General features: G+C 54.8%; 24 protein-coding genes and 4 tRNA genes (1 of these 28 running past the window's edge). 27 read left to right on the top strand and 1 reads right to left on the bottom strand.

What is annotated here, in order from left to right:
* The 3 genes from HMPREF9163_RS12090 to HMPREF9163_RS07870 form a co-directional block, all read left to right on the top strand.
* Positions 1 to 62 (top strand) — tRNA-Asp (locus HMPREF9163_RS12090); it begins 53 nt to the left of the window's first position.
* An 11-nt stretch (positions 63 to 73) separates the two neighbouring features.
* Positions 74 to 149 (top strand) — tRNA-Phe (locus HMPREF9163_RS07875).
* A gap of 86 nt (positions 150 to 235) precedes the next feature.
* Positions 236 to 847 (top strand): DedA family protein, encoded by a 612-nt coding sequence (locus tag HMPREF9163_RS07870; protein ID WP_009441223.1) that lies wholly within the window; start codon positions 236 to 238, stop codon positions 845 to 847.
* A 54-nt stretch (positions 848 to 901) separates the two neighbouring features.
* Here HMPREF9163_RS07870 and brnQ read toward each other — a convergent pair whose 3' ends face one another.
* A complete protein-coding gene (gene brnQ / locus HMPREF9163_RS07865; RefSeq protein WP_009441222.1) occupies positions 902 to 2,254 on the bottom strand; it encodes a branched-chain amino acid transport system II carrier protein in 1,353 nt (450 codons plus the stop codon).
* Between the two features lie 234 nt (positions 2,255 to 2,488).
* On the opposite strand from brnQ, the gene HMPREF9163_RS07860 reads away from it, so the two are divergent.
* The 24 genes from HMPREF9163_RS07860 to HMPREF9163_RS12525 all read left to right on the top strand — a co-directional run.
* A complete protein-coding gene (locus HMPREF9163_RS07860) occupies positions 2,489 to 3,280 on the top strand; it encodes a helix-turn-helix transcriptional regulator (protein ID WP_009441221.1) in 792 nt (263 codons plus the stop codon).
* 633 nt (positions 3,281 to 3,913) lie between these two features.
* The gene (locus tag HMPREF9163_RS07855) at positions 3,914 to 4,570 is read left to right on the top strand and encodes an acetyltransferase (protein ID WP_009441220.1); all 657 of its coding nucleotides are present in this window, start codon (positions 3,914 to 3,916) and stop codon (positions 4,568 to 4,570) included.
* A gap of 19 nt (positions 4,571 to 4,589) precedes the next feature.
* Positions 4,590 to 5,081: a 3-hydroxyacyl-ACP dehydratase FabZ family protein gene (locus tag HMPREF9163_RS07850; RefSeq protein ID WP_009441219.1), complete on the top strand. Its 492-nt coding sequence runs from the start codon at positions 4,590 to 4,592 to the stop codon at positions 5,079 to 5,081.
* Positions 5,068 to 5,823 carry an SDR family NAD(P)-dependent oxidoreductase gene (locus HMPREF9163_RS07845; RefSeq protein WP_009441218.1) on the top strand — a complete coding sequence of 252 codons (756 nt, stop codon included), beginning with the start codon at positions 5,068 to 5,070 and terminating at the stop codon, positions 5,821 to 5,823. The genes HMPREF9163_RS07850 and HMPREF9163_RS07845 overlap by 14 nt, the downstream gene beginning before the upstream one ends.
* 36 nt (positions 5,824 to 5,859) lie before the next feature.
* A complete protein-coding gene (locus HMPREF9163_RS07840) occupies positions 5,860 to 6,861 on the top strand; it encodes an N-acetylneuraminate synthase family protein (RefSeq protein ID WP_009441217.1) in 1,002 nt (333 codons plus the stop codon).
* 15 nt (positions 6,862 to 6,876) lie between these two features.
* Positions 6,877 to 7,953, top strand: a complete 1,077-nt coding sequence (locus HMPREF9163_RS07835; protein WP_009441216.1) for an acyl-protein synthetase — start codon at positions 6,877 to 6,879, stop codon at positions 7,951 to 7,953.
* On the top strand, positions 7,937 to 9,133 hold the full coding sequence (locus HMPREF9163_RS07830) for an acyl-CoA reductase (RefSeq protein WP_009441215.1): 1,197 nt from the start codon (positions 7,937 to 7,939) through the stop codon (positions 9,131 to 9,133). The genes HMPREF9163_RS07835 and HMPREF9163_RS07830 overlap by 17 nt, the downstream gene beginning before the upstream one ends.
* A 26-nt stretch (positions 9,134 to 9,159) precedes the next feature.
* The gene (locus tag HMPREF9163_RS07825; protein ID WP_009441214.1) at positions 9,160 to 9,399 is read left to right on the top strand and encodes an acyl carrier protein; all 240 of its coding nucleotides are present in this window, start codon (positions 9,160 to 9,162) and stop codon (positions 9,397 to 9,399) included.
* Positions 9,400 to 9,443: 44 nt separating this feature from the next.
* On the top strand, positions 9,444 to 10,856 hold the full coding sequence (locus tag HMPREF9163_RS07820; RefSeq protein WP_009441213.1) for an AMP-binding protein: 1,413 nt from the start codon (positions 9,444 to 9,446) through the stop codon (positions 10,854 to 10,856).
* On the top strand, positions 10,846 to 11,925 hold the full coding sequence (locus tag HMPREF9163_RS07815; RefSeq protein WP_009441212.1) for an acyl-protein synthetase: 1,080 nt from the start codon (positions 10,846 to 10,848) through the stop codon (positions 11,923 to 11,925). The genes HMPREF9163_RS07820 and HMPREF9163_RS07815 overlap by 11 nt, the downstream gene beginning before the upstream one ends.
* The gene (locus tag HMPREF9163_RS07810; protein WP_009441211.1) at positions 11,909 to 13,108 is read left to right on the top strand and encodes an acyl-CoA reductase; all 1,200 of its coding nucleotides are present in this window, start codon (positions 11,909 to 11,911) and stop codon (positions 13,106 to 13,108) included. The genes HMPREF9163_RS07815 and HMPREF9163_RS07810 overlap by 17 nt, the downstream gene beginning before the upstream one ends.
* 17 nt (positions 13,109 to 13,125) lie before the next feature.
* Complete coding sequence (locus HMPREF9163_RS07805) at positions 13,126 to 14,082, top strand: CatB-related O-acetyltransferase (RefSeq protein WP_009441209.1); 957 nt, start codon at positions 13,126 to 13,128, stop codon at positions 14,080 to 14,082.
* A gap of 14 nt (positions 14,083 to 14,096) precedes the next feature.
* Entirely contained in the window at positions 14,097 to 15,713 is a 1,617-nt protein-coding gene (locus HMPREF9163_RS07800; protein WP_037346646.1) for a glycosyltransferase, read from the top strand.
* A gap of 23 nt (positions 15,714 to 15,736) precedes the next feature.
* A complete protein-coding gene (locus HMPREF9163_RS07795) occupies positions 15,737 to 16,843 on the top strand; it encodes a DegT/DnrJ/EryC1/StrS aminotransferase family protein (RefSeq protein ID WP_009441207.1) in 1,107 nt (368 codons plus the stop codon).
* Between the two features lie 116 nt (positions 16,844 to 16,959).
* Positions 16,960 to 17,244 (top strand): type II toxin-antitoxin system Phd/YefM family antitoxin, encoded by a 285-nt coding sequence (locus tag HMPREF9163_RS07790; protein WP_009441206.1) that lies wholly within the window; start codon positions 16,960 to 16,962, stop codon positions 17,242 to 17,244.
* Complete coding sequence (locus HMPREF9163_RS07785) at positions 17,244 to 17,555, top strand: type II toxin-antitoxin system RelE/ParE family toxin (RefSeq protein ID WP_009441205.1); 312 nt, start codon at positions 17,244 to 17,246, stop codon at positions 17,553 to 17,555. Before HMPREF9163_RS07790 ends, HMPREF9163_RS07785 begins: the two co-directional genes overlap by 1 nt.
* Before the next feature lie 112 nt (positions 17,556 to 17,667).
* A tRNA-Gly gene (locus HMPREF9163_RS07780) sits at positions 17,668 to 17,742 on the top strand.
* Positions 17,743 to 17,748: 6 nt separating this feature from the next.
* Positions 17,749 to 17,822 (top strand) — tRNA-Cys (locus tag HMPREF9163_RS07775).
* Positions 17,823 to 17,888: 66 nt separating this feature from the next.
* Positions 17,889 to 19,202, top strand: a complete 1,314-nt coding sequence (miaB, locus tag HMPREF9163_RS07770) for a tRNA (N6-isopentenyl adenosine(37)-C2)-methylthiotransferase MiaB (RefSeq protein WP_009441204.1) — start codon at positions 17,889 to 17,891, stop codon at positions 19,200 to 19,202.
* 112 nt (positions 19,203 to 19,314) lie between these two features.
* Positions 19,315 to 21,909 carry a DNA mismatch repair protein MutS gene (mutS, locus tag HMPREF9163_RS07765; protein ID WP_009441203.1) on the top strand — a complete coding sequence of 865 codons (2,595 nt, stop codon included), beginning with the start codon at positions 19,315 to 19,317 and terminating at the stop codon, positions 21,907 to 21,909.
* On the top strand, positions 21,906 to 23,807 hold the full coding sequence (gene mutL / locus HMPREF9163_RS07760; RefSeq protein ID WP_009441202.1) for a DNA mismatch repair endonuclease MutL: 1,902 nt from the start codon (positions 21,906 to 21,908) through the stop codon (positions 23,805 to 23,807). The genes mutS and mutL overlap by 4 nt, the downstream gene beginning before the upstream one ends.
* Positions 23,807 to 24,613 carry a class I SAM-dependent methyltransferase gene (locus tag HMPREF9163_RS07755; RefSeq protein WP_009441201.1) on the top strand — a complete coding sequence of 269 codons (807 nt, stop codon included), beginning with the start codon at positions 23,807 to 23,809 and terminating at the stop codon, positions 24,611 to 24,613. The genes mutL and HMPREF9163_RS07755 overlap by 1 nt, the downstream gene beginning before the upstream one ends.
* Positions 24,614 to 24,699: 86 nt before the next feature.
* Positions 24,700 to 25,077, top strand: a complete 378-nt coding sequence (locus HMPREF9163_RS07750; protein WP_009441200.1) for a TIGR02530 family flagellar biosynthesis protein — start codon at positions 24,700 to 24,702, stop codon at positions 25,075 to 25,077.
* Positions 25,078 to 25,145: 68 nt separating this feature from the next.
* A partial coding sequence (locus tag HMPREF9163_RS12525) for a flagellar basal body protein (RefSeq protein WP_009441199.1) occupies positions 25,146 to 25,326 on the top strand: 181 nt, incomplete at its 3' end.

The raw sequence follows: 25,326 nt of genomic DNA, 5'->3' as shown, positions 1-25,326 counted from the left end.
TTGGTTAGAATGCCGCCCTGTCACGGCGGAGGTCGTGGGTTCAAGTCCCATCCGGGTCGCCATTTTTCCTTTTGCCTCGGTAGCTCAGTTGGTAGAGCAGGGGACTGAAAATCCCCGTGTCAGTGGTTCGATTCCGCTCTGAGGCACCACCTTGGATATGAATCTCCAGTACAGAGTAACTGGGGATTTTTTTGTAGCATGATAATGGGGTAGGGGTTGTAAAGGAGATTTTGCCGTGGAATATTTCTCTCAGATTTTTCTCTCGTTCATCGCCTCGTGGGGCTATGTCGCTGTCGCCGTGCTCATGGCGGCGGAGAATGCCTGCATTCCAATCCCGAGCGAACTCATCCTCGGCTTTGCGGGCTATCTCGTCTATGCGGGGCATATGTCGTTCGAGGGCGCGCTGCTCGCGGGCATGGTCGGCGGACTCCTTGGCTCCGCTTTTGCATACGAGGTCGGTGCACGCGGCGGGCGTCCCTTCGTAGATCGGTACGGGAAATATTTCTTCATCAAAAAATCCCACGTCGATACAGCGCAGGATTGGTTTGACCGTTACGGGCTGAAGGCGGTGTTCTTTAGCCGCATGCTGCCCGTCATTCGCACGTTCATCTCTCTGCCGGCGGGCTTTGCGCGCGTCGATCCGAAGCGGTTCTTCACTTACACAATCGCGGGCTCGCTCCCCTGGACGGCGGCGATCATCTATGCGGGCATGATGCTCGGGGAGAACTGGACGGATCTCATGGCGTACGGGCACGAGGCGAGCATCATCTTCATCATCTGCTCCGTCATTGCAATCATCTATTTCTATCTGAAATGGAAGAAGAAAAAGAAGCGCCATCTGCGCTGAGTGTAAAAAAGACTGTTGTACAAGCATTTTCGTACAGCAGTCTTTTTGATTCTGTTACGCTTCCTTCACCGTTGCGGGTGCGGTCTGGAACAGCGAGACACCGAGTCCGACGAGCGCGCCGAAGATGGCGGGGCAGACCCAGCCCATCATGATCTCATAGAATGGGATGTACGCAACGAGCATGGCGTGGATTCCCGCGTTGCTGAGTCCCGCCGCATGCAGCCCGTCGATCAGCGAGAATACGAGTGTCAGCGCCATTGCACCCTGATAGATGCTCTTGCGCCAACCGATCGCGCGGTCAAAGAGTGAGAGAATGACGAAGACGATGACGAGCGGATAGATCGCAACGAGGAACGGAACAGCAAGCGCAATGATCTGTGTCAGACCCACGTTCGACGCGGCAAAGCTGAAGAGAATCGAGAAGAGCAGCAGACGCTCGTACGAGATGCGCCCCTTCAGCAGCTTGTTGAAGAACATCGCTGCACTCGAGGTAATGCCGCAGCATGTCGTCAGGCACGCGAGTCCGATAATGACGGCGAGCAGGAGATTGCCCGCAGAGCCGAAGAAGATACCGACCGCACCCGAGAGAATCTGACCGCCGTTTTCCGAGTGACTGAGTACCGATGCGCTTGTTGCGCCGATGTAGGCGAGCGAGCCGTAGACAATCGCCATCAGCGTGACCGTGATAAGCCCTGAGACGAGACAGGCGGCGCCGATGGCGCGCGTGTCCGTGATGCCGCGCAGCCGCACGGCGTTCGTTACGAGCGCGCCGATCGCAATCGAGGCGAGCAGATCCATCGTCTGGTAGCCGTCCTGGAATCCCTGCGCGAACGGTGCCTCGATATAGCTGCCCGTCGGCGCGAATACGTCTCCCAGCGGTGAATGAAATGCCTGCACAAAGAGAATGGCGAGCACGATGAGGAGCGCGGGGGTCAGCATCTTGCCCACGCGGTCGATGATCTTGTTCGGATTCAGCGCCAGATAGTAGGATGCTGCGAAGAAGATCGCCGTATAGATGAGCTGGCCGAGCCCGAGATTTTCCTCCGTGAGGAAGGGGCGTATGCCGATCTCGAACGAGACAGCGCCCGTACGCGGCATGGCGAACAGCGGGCCGATGATGAGATAGAGGATGATGAGCAGTACCGTTGCGAACATCGGCCACGTCTTCGCGCGCAGGAGCGGCACGTATTCGCCGCCCGCGAGCGCAATCGCCGTGATCCCGAGGAGCGGCAGCCCGATGCCCGTCGTCATGAAGCCCAGCATCGCGAGCACCGTGTGATCGCCCGCCGCCTGACCGAGTGCGGGCGGGAAGATCAGATTGCCCGCGCCGAAGTAGATCGAGAACATCATGAAGCCGAGCGTTAATAGGTCTTTCTTTTTTAACGAGTTTATGGCAGTTCCCTCCATAATAAAATACACGTGAGCAACGATGAAAAAGCAATATCTTTCATATTATTGCAGAATAACTAGGTACTGTCAAATATTTGCGGGAGTTTGCTGAGAAAAATGTTTTGTTCCTATCCCTATTTTGGATGATGTGCCTTGACAGTGATTGTATTCACCGATAACATGACCATGTGAGCAGGAAGCCTTATGACGGCTCTGTATATACTCTAAATTTTAGATTGCGCGAGGTGTCACATGGAGGCATTAAAGGTCGGACGAAGCATCGCATTTCTACGGAAGCGTTATCGCATGACGCAGCGGGCGCTTGCAGATTGTCTCCATATCAGCGACAAAGCTGTATCAAAGTGGGAGCGGGGACTTGCGGTCCCGGATGTTTCGCTTTTGGGCAAGCTGTCCGTGATTCTTGATACGGATATCGAAAGCATCTTAGAGGGCAATATCGCGAGCTTTGACGTACGTTGGAACGGCGTTCTGAACATGGAGTATCCGGAAGGGATAGAGGCATCCACACTTTTCTATGATAAACCGGCGGTTTACCTGCAGGTGTCTTATTTTATGCTGGCGGGAATAACGAATATACATATTCGAGGAAAATCTTCTGATGTCGAATGGGTGAAAGAACATCTTGACAGCGGAAAATCACTTGGCATCGCTCTCTCCTATGGGGAGGAAAAAGATAGAAATGACGACATAACAGGGACGATGCAAGTGCATGGACTATCATTCCTTTATGGGAAGGATTTGACGAAATCATTTCGACGGATCCTATATGGAGCACCATCTTCCTGCAGACTCGAAAGCTATCAGGGTATACCGCTGGGAATCCAATTTGATCGAACTTCAGCAATGTGTCAGCGGACCGGTTTGAAATTGGAACGCGGCGTTGTGGCGTTTCCAATACAATCGCTTCAGGATCTACATACTGCGTCAAGTCTGATCCATCTGATCCAGCAAGCGATGAACGAGAGCATATACTCTTTGCCCGAGGTCGCATATCATCGGGGCTTATTATGTGATGTGACATAAACTGCACGTCGGTTGTCAATCATGGACTTTTGAAGGATAATGGGCGTATCTTTTTCTGGAAGATATAGATAGAGGAAAGTGTAAATGAAGCCAAAATTATGGCTCTACTTCAGCCTCCCCCGCCGCTGCGGGGGAGGTGGCACGCGGCAGCGTGACGGTAGGGGCGCCAGAAGTTTATGCGCATGGATACCGATCGAAGGTTGATTGAAAACGCAAGTGAGCGAAGCCTTGCTTCCCTCGATAATGACACCATTTCCACTACTTCGGGAGTAGAACCAATTTTTTCAACACACGCCTGATAAACGCGATCTCTGCGTACCACAAGCAGGAAGATCTTATCACGCTGCCCCAATTTATTTCCGGCTGCAAAAATGAAAACTTCAAGTATGACATATTTTTAAGACATCATGGGTGTACGGTTCCGGAACTGGTGTTGTATGGTATACCTAGGGAAGCACTGATAAACTCAGCACTGCCATCTTAACGCATCTTTTTTGCCCGATTTTTGTCGGCAAATCCTCCACATAGCTTTTGCTATGCGTCCGGTTTGCCTTCTCAATCGGACTAAAAAATCTACGCCAATCTGACAGACTTCATTTTATCAGCGATTCCCTAGAAAACGGTGATGAACAAATGATATTATTCATATATGGAGCAAGCGGTGCTGCCATCGAGATCTATGACTTGGCAGAGCGCGTGAATGCAGTATCCCACAGGTATTCGAAAATTTACCTCATTGATGACTTTGAAGAAGAAGTGTCGTATTATGGGACGGAACGGATTCACTTTTCTTCGTGTGAAACGATCGCACAGGAAGAATTTGAATTTGTTATTGCCGTCGGTGAACCTTCGGCACGTGCTTTTCTGCTGAAGCGCATTGAGGAAAGCGGTTATAAATTAGCGACCCTCATTGACCCTTCTGTCATAGTTTCACCTACAGCGAAGATTGCCCCGGGGTGCATTGTCAACGCACAGTCCATCGTGTCAGCCAATGTCATCATGGAGGAAAACTGTTTTTTGGGCTTCCATGTAGTCGTCGGGCATGATGCGCATCTGAAAAAGAATACCGTTGTATGTCCGATGGCAACGGTCGGCGGCGGTTCCACTGTCGGTGAAAATACGTTTATCGGTCTGAACTCGTCGATGAAGGAACACGTAAATTTAGGGAATCATGTCGTTGTCGGAATGGGATCTATGGTTTTTCGGTCGGTGGAGGATGGATGCACGGTTTTAGGGAATCCTGCAAGAGTAACAAAGGGCAATGATGATCACAAGGTTTTTCGGAACTAGGAAGTGAGGTCATATCGGTATGTCGGAAGAAAAAATATTATCATTTGACGGCGATGAGCTCCAGAAATACGAGCCGAACCGCTATCCATTCCTTTTTATCGACCGAGTAACGGAATGTGTGCCGGGGAAATATGCAAAGGGGTATAAAAATCTGACGAACAATGAGTGGTTTTTTCCGAAACATTACCCGGGACATCCGATTATGCCCGCTGCGATTCAGACGGAAGCGCTGAGTCAGATGCTCACGATTGCATTTACGACCATGAACGAGATTGATGATATCTATGTGGAAGGCGCGAGCTGGAAAGTAAAATTCATCAAAGAGATTCGTCCGGGTGATCGGTTGGATATTGTTGCGGAAGTAAAATCATATAAAAGAGGCGTTGGAAAAGGCGTATCCAGAGGATATGTGGATGGCGAGCTTGCCTGTGAAGTAGAAGTAACCCTTGTCATTCCCTCTGTTCTTGACAAATATCGACCAAAGAAGGCAGAACAACATGCTGAACGGTAAAATTGCAGTCATCACAGGTGCGAATCGGGGCATCGGATGGGCATCGGTGCAGAAATTCGCCCAGCACCATGCTCGTGTATGGGCCTGTGCAAGACGGCAGACGGAAGAATTTGAAAAAAAAATTAAGACATTATCGGAGCAGTATGCAACGGAAATTTACCCGCTCTATTTTGATGTCGCAGATGCAGACACGGTAAAAAAAGCCATCAAAACCATCGGAGACAAACAAAAGCGCATTGACATTCTGGTGAATAATGCGGGAATCTCCGTGGAACAATTATTCCCGATGACCGCAATCAAAACGATGGAAGACTGTATGCACACGAATTTTATGTCGCAGGTGCAGTTGGCTCAGCTTGTATCACGGTATATGATGAGAAATAAGGCGGGGGCGATCATCAATGTAGCCTCGGTCGCAGGGATGGAGGCGGAGGAAGGCGGGCTTGCGTACGGCAGCAGCAAAGCTGCGGTGCTTTTTTCAACACAGACGATGGCGCTCGAACTCGGAAAATACGGCATCAGGGTGAATGCGGTTTCTCCCGGGTTCATTGATACGGATATGTGGCATGCGCGCAGCGATGAACTCAAGGAGAAAATACTTCAAGAGACACCGTTGAAACGACAGGGAGCTCCGGAAGAGGTTGCTAATGCCATTTTGTTCTTGGCATCGGATATGGCATCGTTCATTACCGGACAAAATATCGTGGTCGATGGGGGCCGAAAGTCTCTATCGGGGGGGTGACGATGAAACTGGATTTGAGAGAAGGAGGTCTATGGAATGTATTTGGATAAAGCGCGTCCGTATATTGTGGCTGAGTTGAATTCCAGCCACAGGGGAAAGGTTGACATCGCAAAAAAAATGATCGATGCGGCGAAGGCGTGTGGCTGTGATGCGGTTAAGTTCCAGTCATGGACGGATGCCTCACTCTACAGTGGGTCGTACTACGCAAAGAATCCGATCGCACGGCGTATGGTGAAGGGCTTTGCGCTTTTGCCGGAGACGCTCGTGGAACTGTCCGCCTATTGCAGGGAGAGCGGCATTGATTTTGCATCCACGCCATACTCCCGCCGTGAGGTCGATCTCCTGGTTGATGTGTGTGACGTTCCGTATATCAAGATCGCATCCATGGACATCAACAACATCCCTTTTTTGGAGTATATTGCAGGCCGCATGGTTCCGATTGTACTCTCTACGGGGATGGCAACGCTTGATGAAATCAGGGCGGCTGTTCGTGCGATTGAGGGCAGAGGAAATCATCAGATCTGTATTCTCCATTGCGTTTCACTGTATCCCGTGGCGCATGAACATGTCCATCTGAATAATATGCGCATGCTGAAAGTGGAGTTCCCGGAGTGCAGTGTCGGATATTCGGATCATACCATGGGAAGTGAAGCTGCGTGTGCCGCAACAGCACTTGGCGCGGTGATGATCGAAAAGCATTTTACCCTCGACAGCAGCATGGTCGGCTGGGATAATCAGATGGCGACTGAGCCTGAGCAAATGGAGAAGCTGGTGCGGGAATGTCGAAACGTCGCAACGGCGCTGGGGTCTTATGAACGAAGTGTGACGGAAGAAGAACTCGCACAGCGGGTGAAAATGCGAAGGAGCATTGTTGCCGCGAAGCATCTTCCTGCAGGGCATGTGCTTTCGATGGAGGATCTTGACGCAAAACGGCCGGGGGACGGAATACCTCCCAATGAGTTTGCCTGTGTGGTTGGCAAGAAAGTGAAACGCGATATGGAAGCCGATGAGATGCTTCTGCCGGATGATCTGGAATAGTGCAGGGATGGAGATATGGTAGAAGACTTTCACAAGATCGCGCCGTATGCATTACCGAAAACTGAAAAGGAAAAGCTTTTACTCTCTGCGATGCGGGAATTGACCGAATGGCATCGGCATCACTGTGTTCCGTACCAAAGGTATTTGGATGCTGTCGGCTATGATCCGGCAGGGATCAAAACACTGGAGAACGTACCATTTCTTCCCATTCGCGCATTCAAAGAATTGCAGATGAAGAGCATCCCGGATGACGATGTTTTCAAGGTGATGATGTCGTCGGGAACAAGCGGTCAAAAACAGTCGAGGATTTATCTGGATCGGGAAACAGCGGTTTTGCAGCAGAAGGTACTGCTCCGACTGTTGGGGGACTTTATCGGAAGCCGCAGGCTGCCGATGCTGGTGATCGATTCGGAGGCGATGATCAAGGATCGGCGAAACTTTACCACGAGAGGTGCAACGATCATGGGGCTGGAGTTTGCGGCCAGACGCATGATTTTTGCTCTGGATGAACAGATGCAGCTCAAGGAAGATGTGCTGGATGACTTTATTCAAGCCTACGGAGCCAATCCATTCATCATTTTTGGCTTCACCTTTATGGTTTGGCAGCATCTTTTCCAGCGATTAAAGCAAGCGGGCAGAACTGCCGATTTATCGAATGGCTATCTGCTTACAGCAGGCGGTTGGAAAAAGTTAGTCAATCTGAAAATCTCCAATGAAGATTTCAAGAACATGGGACAGGCTGTCTGTGGAATAAACCATTATGTGGATCACTATGGAATGGCAGAGCAGACGGGCTGCATCTATGCAGAGTGCGAATATGGGCATCTTCATGCCAGTATCTACTCGGATGTAATCATACGTCGATATCGTGATTTCTCGCCTTGTGCAATGGGCGAGAAGGGTTTTATTCAGCTCCTCTCTACGCTGCCGCATTCGTATCCGGGGCACTCGATTCTCACGGAGGATGAAGGGATCATCGAGGGGGAGGATGACTGCCCGTGCGGAAGAAAAGGGAAATACATCCGTATCCTAGGCAGGGTGGAGCAGGCGGAAATAAGGGGGTGCAGCGATACCTATGGAGCACGTATATAGGGACATCGACTTTTTGGTCGGAAATATGGATGTCCTCAGCAATATGGAAAAGACGCGGGCACTGCCGATGTTTTCAGAAGATGTTGTATCCTTTCTGGGGAGATTATCCGAGGTGCTGCTCCGTGATCCCCAAGCGAAGGCGTATGGGGATATCGTTGCCTTTGCTTTTTGGCTTCGCAAGGCGTCCATAAAAAAAGAGGCCGCCAAATATGGAGCTTCTGGCAGAAGAATCGGCTGGGGGATGGCGTTCCATATCGCACCGTCGAATATTCCCGTGCAGTTTGCGGTTTCCCTTGTCTATGCGTTGACCGCCGGCAATGCGTCAGCGATTCGTGTATCCGATAAGCAGTTTGAGCAGGTGGATCTCCTGTGTGAGACGATCAACATGCTATTGCAGGAGGAGTTTCAGAAACTGCATCCATATATTTGCATTGTCCGATATGCACATGACAACGCGGCGACGCGCGTGCTGTCATCACTCTGTGATCTCAGAATGATATGGGGCGGTGATAGAACGATCGGAGATATTCGCAGCAATCCCACACAGTCGCGCTGTATAGAATTGGGCTTTGCAGATCGGTATTCGATTGCCGTCATTGACGCAGATGCCTATTTGCAGATGGATTCTAAAATTATCGCTAGGGATTTCTACCTCGATACCTATTATTCCGACCAGAATGCCTGTAGCTCGACGCGGCTTGTGCTGTGGACAGGAAATCGAATCGACGAGGCGAAAAAAGTTTTCTGGGCGCGCCTTCAAGAAAAGGTAGATCAGGAGTATCCGCTTGGCGATATCATCGGGTCTGAGAAATTACTGCGAACGGCAGTGTTGGCCGCCTCATATCCCGGGATCAAGGAAATCAGGCATAATAATGCGTTGGTGCGGGTAGAACTGCCGGAGCTATTCGAGGATGTGATGAACGACAAAGGAAATTGCGGGTACTTCCTTGAATATAATCTAGGAAGCTTGGATGAACTGGCACGCGTCCTTACAAAACCATGTCAGACTGTTACGTATTTGGGAGAGCACCTGTATAGCGAAATCAAGGATATTATCGTTGGGCAGGGCTTGAAGGGGGGTGACAGAATCGTTCCCATGGGGCATAGTCTCGACCTTTCCTTTATTTGGGACGGGTATGATATGCCGTTGACGCTTTCCAGAAAGATCAGCCATCAATAAACAGGTGTAGAAAAGGAGTAAATATCATGACGAATTTAGAGAAATATACGCAGACATTTTCCGATACGCTTGGGGTTTCCAAGGATGAGGTGGAAAAGCTCGAGTATCAGTCCATCAGTGCGTGGGATTCTGTCGGCCACATGGAACTGGTCGCTGCCATCGAAGATGCCTTTGATATCATGATGGAAACCGATGATATCATTGATTTTAACTCTTTTGAAAAGGGGAAAGAAATTCTTTCAAAGAATTACAGCGTAGCGTTTTGATTGTTCGTCGTTCTGTGTAGGGGCGTATTTGAGAGGTTCTGCATATGTTTTTTGACCTGAAATCTTTCGGCGAGATGTCTGCGCTTTTTATGGATAATGAGGTGTGGGATTACAGCAGACTGTTTGACGTGTCAGAAAAGATCGCAGGGACGATGCCGCCTCGCTCGTTGGTTTTTTTGCTATGCCGCAATACGCCTGCATCTATTGCGGCATATGTAGGCTTTATCAATCATGGCATTGTGCCCGTGATGATCGACGCCGTGCTGGATGAGGATCTGCTTGCTGCGCTCATTGCGGCATATCGCCCCACCTATGCATGGATTCCTGCAGAGCGCATGGCGTCGTTTCAGAGTGGACATGAGGTTCTATGGCACGATGAGTATGTGCTGCTCGATTTGGAGGAGAAAAGTCCCTTTCCCCTGCATGACGATCTTGCACTCCTTATGACGACGTCGGGGTCTACGGGCAGCCCGAAGCTCGTGCGGCAAAGCTATGACAACCTTCGGGCAAATACGGAATCCATCGTAAACTATTTGGAAATTCACGAGGATGAGCGCGGCATAACAAATCTGCCGCTTCACTATGTCTACGGGCTCTCGATCCTAAATACGCATCTCGCGGCAGGTGCCTCCGTCGTTGTGACGGAGAAGACTCTCTTTGACCGTGCATTTTGGCAGATCGTCCGCGAACAGGAGGTCACGAGTCTTGCGGGGGTGCCCTATACGTATGCAATGCTAAAGCGGCTGCGCTTCTTCCGCATGGAGCTCCCTACGCTTCGCACGATGACGCAGGCGGGCGGCAAGCTCGACCCTGAGCTGCACCGTGAATTTGCTGCGTTTGCACAGACGCATGGAAAACACTTCGTTGTCATGTATGGTGCGGCGGAGGCGACGGCGCGGATGGGGTACTTGCCCCCTCAATATGCACTTGAAAAAATCGGAGCAATGGGCATTGCAATTCCGGGCGGACGTTTTGAGCTTATCGATGAGGAGGGCGAGGAGATCAGCGCGGCGGATACGGTCGGCGAGCTTGTCTACTACGGGGCGAATGTGACGCTCGGCTACGCGATGAGCGGCGCGGATCTTGCGCGGGGCGATGAGCGCGGCGGGCGCTATGAGACGGGCGATCTCGCGCGGCGCGATGTGGATGGCTACTATACGGTCGTTGGGCGCAAGCGCCGCTTCTTGAAGCTCTTCGGCAAGCGGACGAATCTGCAGGAGGTCGAGCATATCCTCCGTCAACATTTCGGTGAGATCGAGGTTGCCTGTGCGGGTATCGACGATCATCTTTACATCTTTGTGACGCAGGAGCATCTCGCATCGGAAGTCGTGCCGTTCCTGAGTGCAAAGCTCGGTCTGCATCATTCGGTGTTTACGGCGCAGTGCATTGCGTCCATCCCGAAGAATGCTTCGGGCAAGACGATCTATCGGGAGTTGGAGCAGTATTATGACGTATGAGGAAGTCCTCGCTCTACCGCCGTTCGGTGTGGCGCGTGAGGAAAAGAAGTCGCTCCTGCGCGAGGGGCTGCTGCGTCTGACGGAACACCATAGAGCGCAGTGCGCGCCCTATGCGCGCATGATGGAGATGGTCGGCTTTTCCGCCGCAGATGTCCACTCGGTGGAGGATGTGCCGTTCCTGCCCGTACGCCTCTTTAAGGAGATGGAGCTGCGGAGCGTGGCGCAGGAGGATGTGTTCAAGACGATGACCTCGTCGGGGACGACGGGTCAGCAGGTGTCAAGAATTTTCCTCGACCGCGCGACGGCGACGAATCAGCAGAAGACGCTTGTGCGCATCGTATCTGAGGTAACAGGAAGTGCGCGCTTGCCCATGATTATTCTTGACTGTCCCTCTGTTGTGAGGAACCGCGCGATGTTCTCGGCGCGCGGCGCGGGCATCCTTGGTTTTTCGATGTTCGGACGGAAGAAGATCTATGCGCTGAACGATGCGATGGAGCTGCAACTTGATGCCTTGCAAGATTTTATCGAGGAACACAAGGGGGAGAAAATTCTTCTTTTCGGGTTTACATTCATGGTCTGGCAGCACTTTTATAAGGCGCTGAAAGAGGAAGGAAAACATCTTGATCTCAGCAATTCTGTGCTCATCCATGGCGGCGGGTGGAAGAAGCTCGCCGCCGAGGCGGTAGAGCCTGCGGCATTCCGCGCAGCTCTGCGCGAGGTCTGCGGCGATATGGAGGTTGCGGACTACTACGGCATGGTCGAGCAGACGGGCTGCATCTACCTCGAATGCGAAGAGGGACATCTCCACGCGAGTACGTACTCCGATGTGATCGTGCGCCGCCCGCTCGATTTCTCTCTCGCATCCGTCGGCGAGCGCGGCATTCTTGAGGTTGTTTCGCTCCTGCCGGAGTCGTATCCCGGGCATGCGCTTCTAACGGAGGATGAGGGCGTGCTGCTCGGTGAGGACGACTGCCCGTGCGGGCGCAAGGGGAAGTATTTCAAGGTGCTTGGCAGATTGAAACAAGCGGAGCTGAGGGGGTGCAGCGATACCTATGCAGCAGCATTTTGACAGCGTGACCTATGCGCTCGGCAGTGCGGAAATCGAAATGCAGATGGCGGATGTTCGCCCGCTTCCGATTTTTTCGGAGGAGGCGGTCGCCTTTCTTACCGCATTCTCGGCAAGGATTCTCTCGGGTGCGGAGGTAAAGGCGTACCCCGATGTCGTAACACTCGGCTTTTGGTGTCGCTCCGCCGCACTGCGTCAGATGCAGAAGATCTATGATGCGGAAAGGAATCGGCTTGGACGCGGCATTGTCTTTCACATGGCACCCTCGAATGTGGCGGTGAACTTTGCCTACTCGTGCCTCGCGGCATTTCTCGCGGGAAATGCAAGCGTCGTGCGTCTGCCGTCAAAAGACTTCCCGCAGGTCGATGTTCTCTGTCGGATTTTCGCAGAGACGCTTGCGGAGTTTCCAGCGCTCTTTCCGTACTTTCTCTTTGTTCGCTACGGACACGTGCAGGAGGTGAACGAGCACTATTCGCGGATGTGTCAGACCCGTGTCATATGGGGCGGGGATGCGACGATTGACGCAATACGCCGCACAGTGCTTCCACCGCGTGCAAATGAGATTACCTTTGCTGACCGTCATTCGCTTTCCGTGATTGATACCTCTGTTTATCTCGCGGCAGGGGACAAGGAGAGGATTGCGCAGGATTTCTACAACGACACGTACCTCAGCGATCAAAACGCCTGTACCGCACCGTGCTTTGTCGTATGGCTCGGCACGGCGGAGAAGGTCAAAGCGGCGCAGGAGGTGTTTTGGAGCACCCTGTATACGCTTGTGAAGGATCGCTACACGCTGCAAGGCGTTCAGGCGGTGGATAAGCTAACGCAGCTCTATCGGCTCGGCGTGCACGCTGCGGCGCGGCAAGTTCCTATGGCGGATAATCTGATCACACGTATCCGTGTGGCGGAGCTGACGGAGGAGCTTGCCGCATACAAGGCAGGAAGTGGCTTCTTTATTGAATATCGGGCACAGGAACTTGCAGAGATACGACCGCTGTGCGGCATTTCGTGCCAGACGCTTTCGTATTACGGCGTACAGAGGGATGCGCTTTTGCAGGAGATTCTTTCCATGCGCCCTGCCGGCGTGGATCGCATCGTGCCGATGGGGCGCACGATGGACTTTGCACTTATCTGGGATGGTGTCGATCTCATTCGGACGATGAGCCGTGTGATCTCGACAATTTGAATGAAAGGGGGACGCTCATGGGGACGAAGGTGCTTGTTGTTCTCGGCGGCGATCTGGATGAGGAGCTTGTCCCTCATTATCGGCGTGCGGAGCAGAAGGGGACGCTTTCGATTGTTGGCTATGCGAGTTGTACGGAGCAGGGACTTTCCTTTGAGGGAATGACGGGAGAGCCGATTGTTCAGCGTGTACTTCTTTCTTGCTCAAAGCTCTATCCGATGATCGCGTATCTCAGGCAGTATGCGTCCGAGATTCCGCGCACAGCACTGCTGGATGGACGCATCTTTCGGATGCCGGGACTGGACGTGCCGCGCCTCTTTGCAGAAAATGTCGGCTATGCGCCGCTTCAGGCGGATCTTGTCGATCAGGAAGAAGAATTCTTGGATGCGACACATGCGGAGATTCCACGCGTCTGGTCGTACGGTTCACGTATGGTCTCAGTTGGGGTGAAGAGCAGAGTTGGCGGGCGGATCGAGTGGGGCTATCGCGGCGGTGTGCAGGAGGTGTGCACCGGGAATTATACGTCCTTTGGTCCGCACGTTGTCCTTGAGGTTGGACTAAATAACCAACACGATTATCGTCGCGTTACCACATACGATCCCGGCTGTATGGATTTTGATACCGCAGATTGGTGTTCCTCTCTGGGGTATAAGAGTTATGCAGGAGGGGTACACATCGGTTCGGATGTTTGGATTGGACGCGGTAGCCGCCTGAAGGCGGCGGGGGACAGTGGGATCCTGACGGTCGGGGATGGTGCTGTTATCGCGGCAGATAGTGTCGTTGTGCGGGATGTACCGCCCTACGCGATTGTGGGTGGTAACCCCGCGCAGATCATCAAGTACCGTTTTCCACCCGAGATGATTGAAGCCCTCCTGCATCTGCGCTGGTGGGACTGGCCGCTAGAGAAAATCCACGACAATCTGGATGTCATGAACGATCCGGCTGCATTTTTGCAGAGACATGGATTTTGGCGATAGAAGGGGAAGCCGCTATGAATGACAGGAAAATCGCAGTTATTGCACAGTGCGATCCGAATGGCGTCTCTGCCATACGCCCGTATATCGATGCGCTCGATATACCCAATGGCTATGAAGCGGAGTTGATCGAGGTGTGTCCTGACGGGAATGTTGCGGATACATACCAGCGCGCCATGGAAGCAAGCGACGCGAAATACAAGATCTACCTTGCGCCGGGGAGCATTCTGCTGCGGCTAAATTTCTTTGCGGAGATGCTGCGTGTATTTGCGGATCCCATGATCGGAGTTATGGGGGTCGTTGGAACAGCACAGCTCTCGACATCAGGGGAGCTTGGCGCATCGCCGATGCTCAAGGGCAGACTACTCTATACCGATGATACCGCCTTTCATGGAGCGGCGGTCGAGGGGGCGACGGAGGAAGTCATGGCGGTAAGCAGCGATCTGATCGCCACGCAGTATGATATTCCGTGGCGCAGTGACCTTTTCCATAGCAATTGTTTTTTTTCAGAAGCGCAGTGCATCGAGTTTCGCCGTAAGGGGTATCGTACGGTGGTTCCGCAGCAGGATGCTCCATGGCTGCTTACGCGCAAAAGGGAAGGTGCGGCGGATGAAGAGAGCCGCAATATGTTTCTCGATACGTATTCAAAGGATGTTTATCCACTTGTCTCGATCGTTATTCCAACGTTTGAGCGACCACACTACTTCCGCCTCGCCCTTGAGAGCGTGCTAGCGCAGACCTACCGCAACCTGGACATCTTCATCACGGACAACTCACACAACACGGAGACGGCAGATATGATGCGGCGGGATTTCGCAGACGACCCACGCATTCACTACGAGCACCATCCCTCCTACGGAGTATACGAGAATTGGGCATGCGCCCGCAGCTATGACAATAAAGATGCAGCCTATGTCAACTGGCTGATGGACGATGACCTCTTCCTGCCGGATAAAATCGCACGCATGATGGACTGCTTCTTTGCACATCCAGATCTCAGCCTTGTCACCTCGTATCGGGAATGTATCGATGCGGATGGAAATAAGCTGCCGGATCTTCCTGCAACTACACCGCTTACTAAGGAAATCACGAAATTCAGTGGAGAAGTGATGGGGAGAAATATTCTTGTCAGTCTGAAAAATTTTATTGGTGAGCCGACGACGGTATTGATTAGAAAATCTTTCTTACTGCACGGGCATGATTTAGGGTTTTTCGGCAAGGAGGGCAAATATCTCATATCAGATTTTCCTACTTGGCTGCGCCTGCTGAGTCAAGGTGACATGATCTACATCCCAATGCCGCTGAGTAAATTTCGCATGCATCCGGGCAATGACCAACTACGCTATACGACAATCATTATCGGTAGTATTTGCTGGGCCTTGATCCTTCGCGCTGCTATCGAACAGGATATGTATCTCCATGATTTACATATCCGGCGAAGAGCCATTGCAGAATGGCTAAAGATGGCGAGCAATGTTATTCATATTGGTACGGAAATTCCGGAAGTTTGGGAGGATACGGAACTACAGGATCTGCTATGCGTGCATGCAGCGATGGCGGAGGCACTTCGCACGGACTGTCACATTGAGTTCGATATTGACACAACGCTCATATTGCACATGGATGAGGGCTGATCTATGCAGAGTGGAGGCAGGGCATGAGCATCATGGTGACGCGGTCGTCGATGCCGCCGATGGAAGAGTACATTACAGAGATTCAGGACATTTGGCAGTCGCGATGGCTGACCAATATGGGGGCAAAGCATCAGGCGCTTGAGGCAGCCCTGCGGGATTTTTTCGGCGCACAAAATATCGAGCTCTTTACCAACGGGCATCTGGCACTCGAACTTTCGTTGCAGGCACTAGATCTTTCCGGCGAGGTCATCACGACACCGTTCACATTTGCCTCGACGACGCACGCGATTGTACGCAATGGACTGGAGCCAGTGTTCTGCGATATTGACCCGCAGGACTACACGATGGATGTAACGAAACTTGAGCGCCTAGTTACAGACCGCACATCCGCGATCATGCCCGTTCATGTCTACGGAAATGTCTGCCGCGTGGAGGAAATCGAGCGCATCGCGCGGCGGTATGGGTTGAAGGTGATCTACGATGCCGCACATTCCTTTGGAGTACGCTATCGCGGAAGAAGCACGGCGTTGTTCGGAGATGTTTCGTGCTTTAGTTTCCATGCAACAAAGGTGTTCCACACCATCGAGGGGGGCGCGGCGTGTTTCCATGACAGGGAGCTTGGGGAAAAGCTGTCGCGTCTGAAGAATTTCGGCATTCGTAATGCGGAATGCGTCGATGGCGTAGGGGCGAATGCGAAGATGAATGAGTTTTGTGCGGCGATGGGGCTGTGCAATCTGCGTCATGTCAACGATGATATTGCACGGCGCAAGGCGGTCGCGGAGCGCTATCGTGAGCGACTGGAAGGCGTCTGCGGCATACAGCTGAATCCCGTCCAAGAGAATGTTACGCCGAACTATGCTTACTTCCCCGTCGTGTTTCATGAACGTGAATTCGGCAGTACGCGCAACGAAGTGTTTGATGCGCTGCAGCGGGCGGATATTTACAGCAGAAAGTATTTCTATCCACTGACGAATACATTTGACTGTTTTCACGGGAAGTATGATGTGGAAAAAACGCCAGTTGCGCGCTATCTTGCAAAGCGCGTCTTGACCCTGCCGCTCTATGCGGAGTTGGAGATAGAAATGGTGGATCGAATTTGTGACGTGATATTTTCCTGCGCTGCGTCGTAATTGGGGGTATAACGGTGCATAGCTAACCTGAGATTTGCTTTTACCTTTCATTTCATAGGATAGCACTTGACAATGGTCAAATTCGTATATAATATGACCACATAGGAGGAAGTCACATGACAGCATTAGCCGAAAATATCCGTCCCTCGGCGGATTTGCGCAGCAGATACAGTGAGATTTCGCGTCAGTGTCGGGATGAGCGGACAGCCGTCATCATCACGGTGAACGGACGCGGGGATACCGTGTCGATTGGATATGAGCAGTACCAGCAGATGAAAGCACGGATTGAACTTCTCGAAACCCTTGGCGAAGCGGAGGAAGATGTGTGCCGCGGTCATGTTGCTCCCGTGCAGGAGAGTTTTGATGCGCTTCGTGCCGAGCTGCTCACGAGGGAATCATAGTGTCATATCAGATTCTTCGCACGGCAAAAGCGGATGAGCAGCTGCGCGACATCGTTCTGTATCGGGCAGAGGTGACGGGACGCGCAGATGCAGCCCTGGCGCTTTTGGATCGACTGGAGGAGGAGATTACCCGCCTCGCAGACTTCCCCGAGAGCGGGCCTCGACCCCGCTATGCTGCGCTCCGTGTACGCGGCTATCGCATTCTGATCGTTGAGAAGTATCTTGTGTTTTACAAGGTGGACAAAGAGCGCGGGACAGTCATTATACACACGATTATCGATGCGCGCGGGGATTATCTGAATTTGCTTTGATTGCAGACCTTGCGTCGGAAATTGCCTGCACTTCACATTTTCGCCTTGACAGAACACACACTTATCGATATAATGTCTAAGTGTCGCGTCATGCGGCATAGGAAGATCACATGCGGAAGTAGCTCAGTGGTAGAGCACCACCTTGCCAAGGTGGGGGTCGCGAGTTCGAGCCTCGTTTTCCGCTCCATCTTTCGGCGACATAGCCAAGTGGTAAGGCCGAGGTCTGCAAAACCTTTATCCCCAGTTCGATTCTGGGTGTCGCCTCCAATATGAAATGCGGTCTGGAAGGATTTCTTCCAGACTTTTTTACTGTATAAAGGTGAGAGGGAACGAATGCGGGGACGGTACAAAATCCTTGTCTATGGATGTCAGATGAACATCGCGGACGCCGAGCGCATGGAGGGACAGCTACAGGGGGCGGGCTACATGAGGACAGAGGAGACGGCAGATGCCGACATCATCCTCATCAACACTTGCTGCGTGCGCGAGACAGCAGAGGACAAGGTGTATGGGAAGATCGGCGAAATAAAAAAAATAAAGGAAAAAAATCCGAAGCTGATCTTCGGCATCGCGGGCTGCATGGCGCAGAAGGAGGGCGACAACCTCATGCGCCGTGCGCCGCACATCGACTTTGTGCTCGGCACGGGCAAGGTACAGGAACTGACGCGCATCATCGCAGAGATTGCGTCGGAGCACGCGCCCGTGGTCGATGTAGCCCTCTCGGACAGCGAGATTGCGGAGAATCTGCCCGTTGCGCGCGGCGGCAAGTTCTCGGCGTGGGTGCCGATCATGTACGGCTGCAACAACTACTGCACCTACTGCATCGTCCCCTATGTGCGCGGACGTGAGCGCAGCCGCGCGCCGGAGGAGGTCGTCGCAGAGGTGCAGCGCGCCGTGGCGGAGGGCTATCGCGAGGTGACGCTCCTCGGGCAGAATGTGAACTCGTACGGCAAAGACCACAAGCGTGCGGACTTCGCTGACCTCCTGCGCATGGTGGACGAGGTGGAGGGCATTCGCCGCGTGCGCTTCATGACCTCGCACCCGAAGGACATCGGCGACAAGCTGATCGAGACGATCAAGAACGGCACGCATATCTGCGAGCACATCCATCTGCCCGTGCAGTACGGCAGTAGCCGCATTCTGAAGGCGATGAACCGCGGCTATACGGTGGAGAGATACCGCGAGCGTGCGCTCCGCGTGCGCGAGTCGCTGCCCGAGGCAAGTCTGACGACGGATCTCATCGTCGGGTTTCCGGGGGAGACGGACGAGGATTTTGCCGAGATGCTTGCGTTCCTGTGTGAGATGCGCTACGACTCGGCGTATACGTTCCTCTACTCGAAGCGTTCGGGCACGCCCGCCGCGACAATGGAGTGCCAAGTTCCCGATGATGTGAAGCACGCACGGCTGAACGCCCTGATGGAGGAACAAAACACGATCAGCAGGGAGATCAACGAGCGGCTGATGGGTGCGACGCTCGAGGTGATGGTCGAGGGAGCGAGCAAGAATGATCCCGCCGTGTGGAGCGGGCGCACGCGCACGAACAAGATTGTGCTGTTCCCGCATGGCGCGGAGCAGGAGGGCGACTTCGTGCAGGTGCGCGTGACGCAGCCACAGACATGGGTGCTCAAAGGAGAAGTCGTGTCATAAAACGGGGGTCTGCTCTCGGAGCGCCCCTATCGCCTCGCCTTGCTCGGCACTTCCCCCGTAGCGACGGGGGAAGCTAATATTCCGTAATTGCATTCAACACAGGAGGTTCGTTATGGACGCGCAGAACGTCACGCCGATGATGCAGCAATATCTGAGCGCAAAAGAGGCGCATCCGGGCGAACTGCTCTTCTTTCGCCTCGGGGACTTCTACGAGATGTTCTTTGACGACGCAAAAATTGCGGCAAAGGAACTCGGGCTGACACTCACGAGCCGCAGCGGCGACCTCGACAAGAGCCCCATGTGCGGCGTCCCCTACCATGCAGCGGACAGCTACATCGCGCGCCTCGTTGCAAAGGGGTTCAAGGTCGCCATCGCCGAGCAGATCGGCGATCCAAAGGCAAAGGGGTTGACGCACCGCGAGGTGGTAAAGGTCGTCACGCCCGGCACGGCACTCTCGGACGAGGTGCTGCGCGACGCCGCGAACATCTACATCGCACTCCTGCATGACTGCGGTGATGGGAAGTTCGTCCTTGCAGGCGCGGATATCTCGACGGGCGAGGCATTCTACGCCTCCTACACAGGGGAGACTGCCGCGCAGCAGATCATGGACGAACTCTATCGCCGCATGACGGCAGAGCTGCTCTTTACGGAGGGCTTCTCTCTCGCCGATACCGTGCGCGCCTTCCTCGTGCAGCGTCTCCCGCGCTGCGCCGTTTCTACGGTCATGGCGGAGGCGGACGGCGCGCTCCTCACGCAGCATTTCTCAGCGGCGGAGTTTCCATCGGATGCGGGCGCGCAGGCGGCAGTCGCGACGCTTCTGCGCTATCTGCATGATACCGTCCGAACGGATCTATCGCAGATCAATCGCCTTTCCTTCCTCGATACGCGCGAGACGATGCAGCTCGACACCTACACGCTGCGCAACCTTGAGATCACGCGTAGCCTACGCGACGGCGGCAAGAAGAATACGCTCTTCGATGTCCTCGACTTCACGCGCACGCCGATGGGGACGCGCCTCCTGCGCGCGTGGCTCGAGCATCCGCTCCTTACGCCGCACCGCATTGATGCGCGCCTTGATGCTGTCGCGGAACTCGTGGAGAATGCAGGGCTGCGCGGCACGCTGCGCGAGCAGCTGCGCTCAGTCTATGACTTTGAGCGCCTGCTGACGCGCATCGAGACACAGACGGCGAATGCACGCGACCTCGTCGCCCTGCGCGTCTCCCTCGCCGCACTCCCCGCTGTGCGCACCGCACTTGGTAGCGCAGCGAGCCGCCTCCTGATGCGCGCAGCCGCTTCGATTCAGACCTTTGACGCTCTGCGCGACACTCTCGAGCGCGCCATTGTGGACGAGCCGGGGCTGTCCGTGCGCGACGGCGGCATCATCCGCACGGGCTACGATGCGGTGCTCGACGAACTGCGTGCCTTTTCCCACGACAGCAAGAGTCTTTTGCAGGAGATGGAGGAGCGCGAGCGCACGCGCACGGGCATCAAGACGCTCAAGATCGGCTACAACAAGGTCTTCGGCTACTACATCGAGGTGCGCCATAGCGGGCGCGACCAAGTGCCCGACGACTACATCCGCAAGCAGACTCTTGCGAACACGGAGCGTTTCATCACGGAGGAGCTGAAGGACTTCGAGGCGAAGATTCTCGGCGCAGAGGAGAAGATCACGGCGCTGGAGTACCATATCTTTACGACGCTACGCGACGAGGTCAAGGCACAGCTTGTGCCGATACAGAACGTCGCGCGGGCGATTGCGCGCGTCGATGTTCTGCAGAGCCTCGCCGAAGCGGCGGCATCCTACCGCTACGTCCGCCCGAAGGTGACGGCGGACGGGACGATCCTCATACGGGACGGACGTCATCCACTCGTGGAGCGTATCTTGGAGCGTGAGATTTTCGTCCCAAACGACACGGAACTCAGTCACGGCGGCACGGAGACAATGCTCATTACAGGGCCGAATATGGCGGGCAAATCCACCTATATGCGGCAGGTCGCGCTCCTCACACTGATGGTGCAGGTCGGCAGCTTCGTCCCCGCGCGCACGGCGGAGATCGCACCCGTCGACCGCATCTTCACGCGCATCGGTGCGAGCGATGACCTCGTGAGCGGACAGAGCACCTTCATGGTGGAGATGAACGAGGTCGCCCAAATTTTACGTGAGGCGACGCGCGATAGCCTCGTCATCCTCGACGAGATCGGGCGCGGCACGAGCACCTTCGACGGCATGAGCATCGCGCGCGCGGTCGTGGAGCACATCGACACGCGCATCCACGCGAAGACGCTTTTCGCGACCCACTACCACGAGCTGACGGAGATGGAGAACGAGCACATCCGCAACTACTGCATTGCTGTACGCGAAAAGGGGAAAAACGTCGCCTTCCTGCGGCGCATTGTCGCGGGTGCGGCAGACAAGTCCTACGGCATCCACGTCGCACGTCTCGCAGGACTGCCCACGAAGGTGACGGCGCGTGCCGAGGAGATTCTGCACGCACTTGAGCAAAAGGAATCTGCAAGCGCGGCGGCCGAGATACCCGTCGCGAGCGCGCAGGAAACGCCGCCCACCGACGGCATGGCATCTCTCTTTGCGGACGGAACACTCGCAGAGCTGCGGACGCTCGATGTGATGACCATGACGCCGCTCGAGGCGATGAACACACTCTATCGCTTGCAGGAGCAGGCACGGAAGGAGGCAGGAGAGGCATGACGCGAATTCATGTACTGGACGATACGACCATCAACAAGATTGCGGCGGGGGAGGTCGTGGAGCGTCCTGCCTCCGTCGTGAAGGAACTGGTCGAGAACGCGATGGATGCGGGCGCGACCGCCGTCGAGATCGAAATAATGGGCGGCGGCGTCAGTTTCATTCGCGTGACGGACAATGGGCGCGGCATGATGCGCGAGGATGCAGAGACCGCGATCCTGCGCCACGCGACGAGCAAGATCACGTCCGTCTCCGACCTGCAAACGGTCGCAACCCTCGGCTTTCGCGGCGAGGCACTGCCGACGATTGCCTCCGTCTCACGTTTCTCCCTCCTTACGCGGCAGGCGTCGGATGATCTCGGCACGCGCGTGGATATCCTCGGCGGTAAGACGCCCGAGATTGAGGACGCGGGCTGCGAGATTGGGACGACCGTGCGCGTGGAGGATCTTTTTTTCAACACGCCTGCGCGCAAGAAATTCCTCAAGACGAATACAACCGAAGCGGGGAAAATCAGCGACTACGTGATCCGCCTCGCACTCTCACGCCCCGACATCGCATTTCGCTTCATCAACAACAACCGCCTCACCATCATGACGGCGGGCGACGACAGCCTGCGCCGCGCCATCGAGAGCATCTACGGGCGCGATGCGGCGGGCGCACTGATTCCGCTTGACTTTGAAGATGGCGACGCGGAGATTCGCATCACAGGCTATATCTCCAAGCCCTCGCTGATCCGCAGCAGTCGCGCGTGGCAGACGTATATCGTCAACGGGCGCACAATCCAGAACCGCGCGATTGCAAAGGCGATTGACAACGTATACCGCGCGCTCGTGCCGAAGATGGGCTTCCCACTCGCCGTCCTGCGCATTGAAGTCCCGCAGCGGACAATCGACGTGAATGTGCATCCGCAGAAAACGGAGATGAAATTCGAGGATGAGGGGCGCATCTTCAAGGCGGTCTATAAGAGCGTCCTCGACGCGATCCGCAGCGCGGCGGGAGAGACGGCGGCGATCGCGGCGGCGGTCGAAAAGCCGAGCGTTCACTATGAAGCCGTCCCTCTGAACGTCGGTGCAGGGATGAATACGGGGGCACACGGGGCGTTTGCCGCAGCTTCCCCACAGATGAATACGCCGCCCGCAGCGTCCCCCTCCACTCACAACTATGCCATGCCGCCCATCCCTCCGCAGACCGTGCATGAGGCACTGCAATGGCGCGGGCAGAACATCGACCTGCGTGCGACACAAGATGCAGTTGGTGCGGCGCGCATGGAGGAGCGCGACACACTTGCGGCGGCATCATCGGCAGAGAACACAGGCATTGAGGGGAATCTTCTCCCCATCGGGCAGGTTGATCTCACCTACATCATCGCACAGAGCGCGCAGACCCTCTACATCGTTGATCAGCACGCAGCGCACGAGCGCATTCTCTTTGACCGATTCTCGGCACAGGCGGACGGCATCCCGTCTCAGCAGATGCTCGTGCACGCGATCCTTTCCTTCGATGCGCATGAGGCGCAGTACATCGATGAGAATGCAGAGTTGTTTGACCGTCTCGGCTTCCATCTCGAGCCTGCGGGCGAGCGGGAATATCGCCTGACCGAGGCGCCCGCCGACATCCCGCTCGATGAGGCAGAGGAGACAATTCGCGAGATCCTCGTCTCGCTCGGCGACCTGCACGCGGCGACACCTGCGAATTTGCGTCAGGCGGGGATTGCAACGATGGCATGCCGCGCCGCAATCAAGGCGGGCGAGGAACTGAACGTGCGACAGATGGAGATCCTGCTTGACGAGCTGCGCAGTACGCCGTTCCCCTTTACCTGCCCGCACGGACGCCCGACCATTTTGAAGTTCGATACACACGACCTCGCAAAGATGTTCAAGCGCACGGGGTTCAACCTCTGATGCCGGAGCAAAGCAAAATCAGTGCCATCGTCACAACTGTACGGCGCGGACAGCGGTATACAGAGGCGAATCGTGCACTCGCGGAGCGTACGGCGGCAGCGCTCTCCATCCCGAACGTCCCGCGTGGCAATGATTCGCTCGAGGAGATGCGCGCGGCATACGGCGTGGATGCAGTGCTCGTTGCGCGGCGCGGACTCCTCACGCTCGTCACGGCGGAGGGAGAGCTCTTTTTTCACCCCGGCATGTCGCATCTGAGGATCAAGAATCTCCTCCTCGGACACGGCGACCACCTTGTGAGTGCGCTTGGGCTGACCGAGGGTATGAGCGTCCTTGACTGCACGCTCGGTACGGGGGCAGACGCGATTGTCGAGAGCTTTGCCGTCAGTGCGTCGGGTGCGGTGACGGCGCTCGAGTCGAACGCGCTGATTGCGGCGGTGATTGCAGACGGGCTCGCGCATGCCACGGGCGACAACTACGATATGCATGCGGCAATGCGCCGCATCGAGGTGCATCATGCGGACGCAATCGACTTTATGCGCGCGCAGGAGACAGCGAGCTTCGATGTCGTCTACTTCGACCCCATGTTCCGCCATCCGCTGCACGAGAGCGCGGGCATGAACGCCCTGCGTGTTCTCGCGGATATGCGCGCGCTCACGGAGGAGACGATTGCTGAGGCACGCCGCGTTGCACGCCGCCGCGTCGCCATGAAGGAGCGGCGGGAGAGTGCCGAGTTCGCTCGCCTCGGCTTCGATACCCTTATGGGCGGAAAATACAGCCGCATTGCGTATGGCGTGATGGAGCTATAAAAATTTTTATTTCCATTTAAGTTTATCCCACATTCCACCGATATACACGGTGGAATGTTTTATTCTAAAAATAAGGAGGTGATGCGATGAGGATTGCAGACGATTCGATAGCGCTGGTCGGGCAAGGACGCAGGGGGACCGACCACGGACGAAAAGTGATGGGCAGCAGCGGAGCGTCGTTTGCACAGGTACTCGAGGGAGCAAGGGAGCGCGTCCGTTTCTCGCAGCATGCAGAGGAACGCTTGCAGCGGCGCGGTGTCATGCTCACACACACAGAGCTTGAGAAGCTCGGCAGTACGATTGACCGCATGCGGGAGAAGGGCGCAAGGGAAGCCCTGATCTACATGAAGGACAGTACAGCAATGGTCGTCTCTGTGACGAACCGCACCGTGATTACGGCGCTTGACGACGTGACCGCGGCAGACAGCATATTTACGAATATTGACAGTGCAGCCATTATCTGAGAAAAGCTGGACCTACGGGAGGCTTTTGACCGCGCGCGACTGGTGCGGTCAGCAGAGAGACAAGGGGATTGTCTCAAAAGGGAGCGCAGGGCATCTCTGCGGAGATCTGCGTCCTGTCAGAGCGATGGCTTTCCTTTGCACTGTCACACACAGCAAAGGAGAGATTCATTATGATGCGTTCCATGTTCTCGGGTGTTTCCGGTCTCAAAGGCCATCAGACCCGCATGGATGTTATCGGCAACAACATTG

This window comes from Selenomonas sp. oral taxon 138 str. F0429, from assembly GCF_000318175.2.
In the GTDB taxonomy this organism is placed as follows: Bacteria; Bacillota; Negativicutes; order Selenomonadales; family Selenomonadaceae; genus Centipeda; species Centipeda timonae.
The sequence above is the reverse complement of the archived record's forward strand: the minus strand, read 5'-3'. Positions and strand labels throughout refer to the sequence as shown.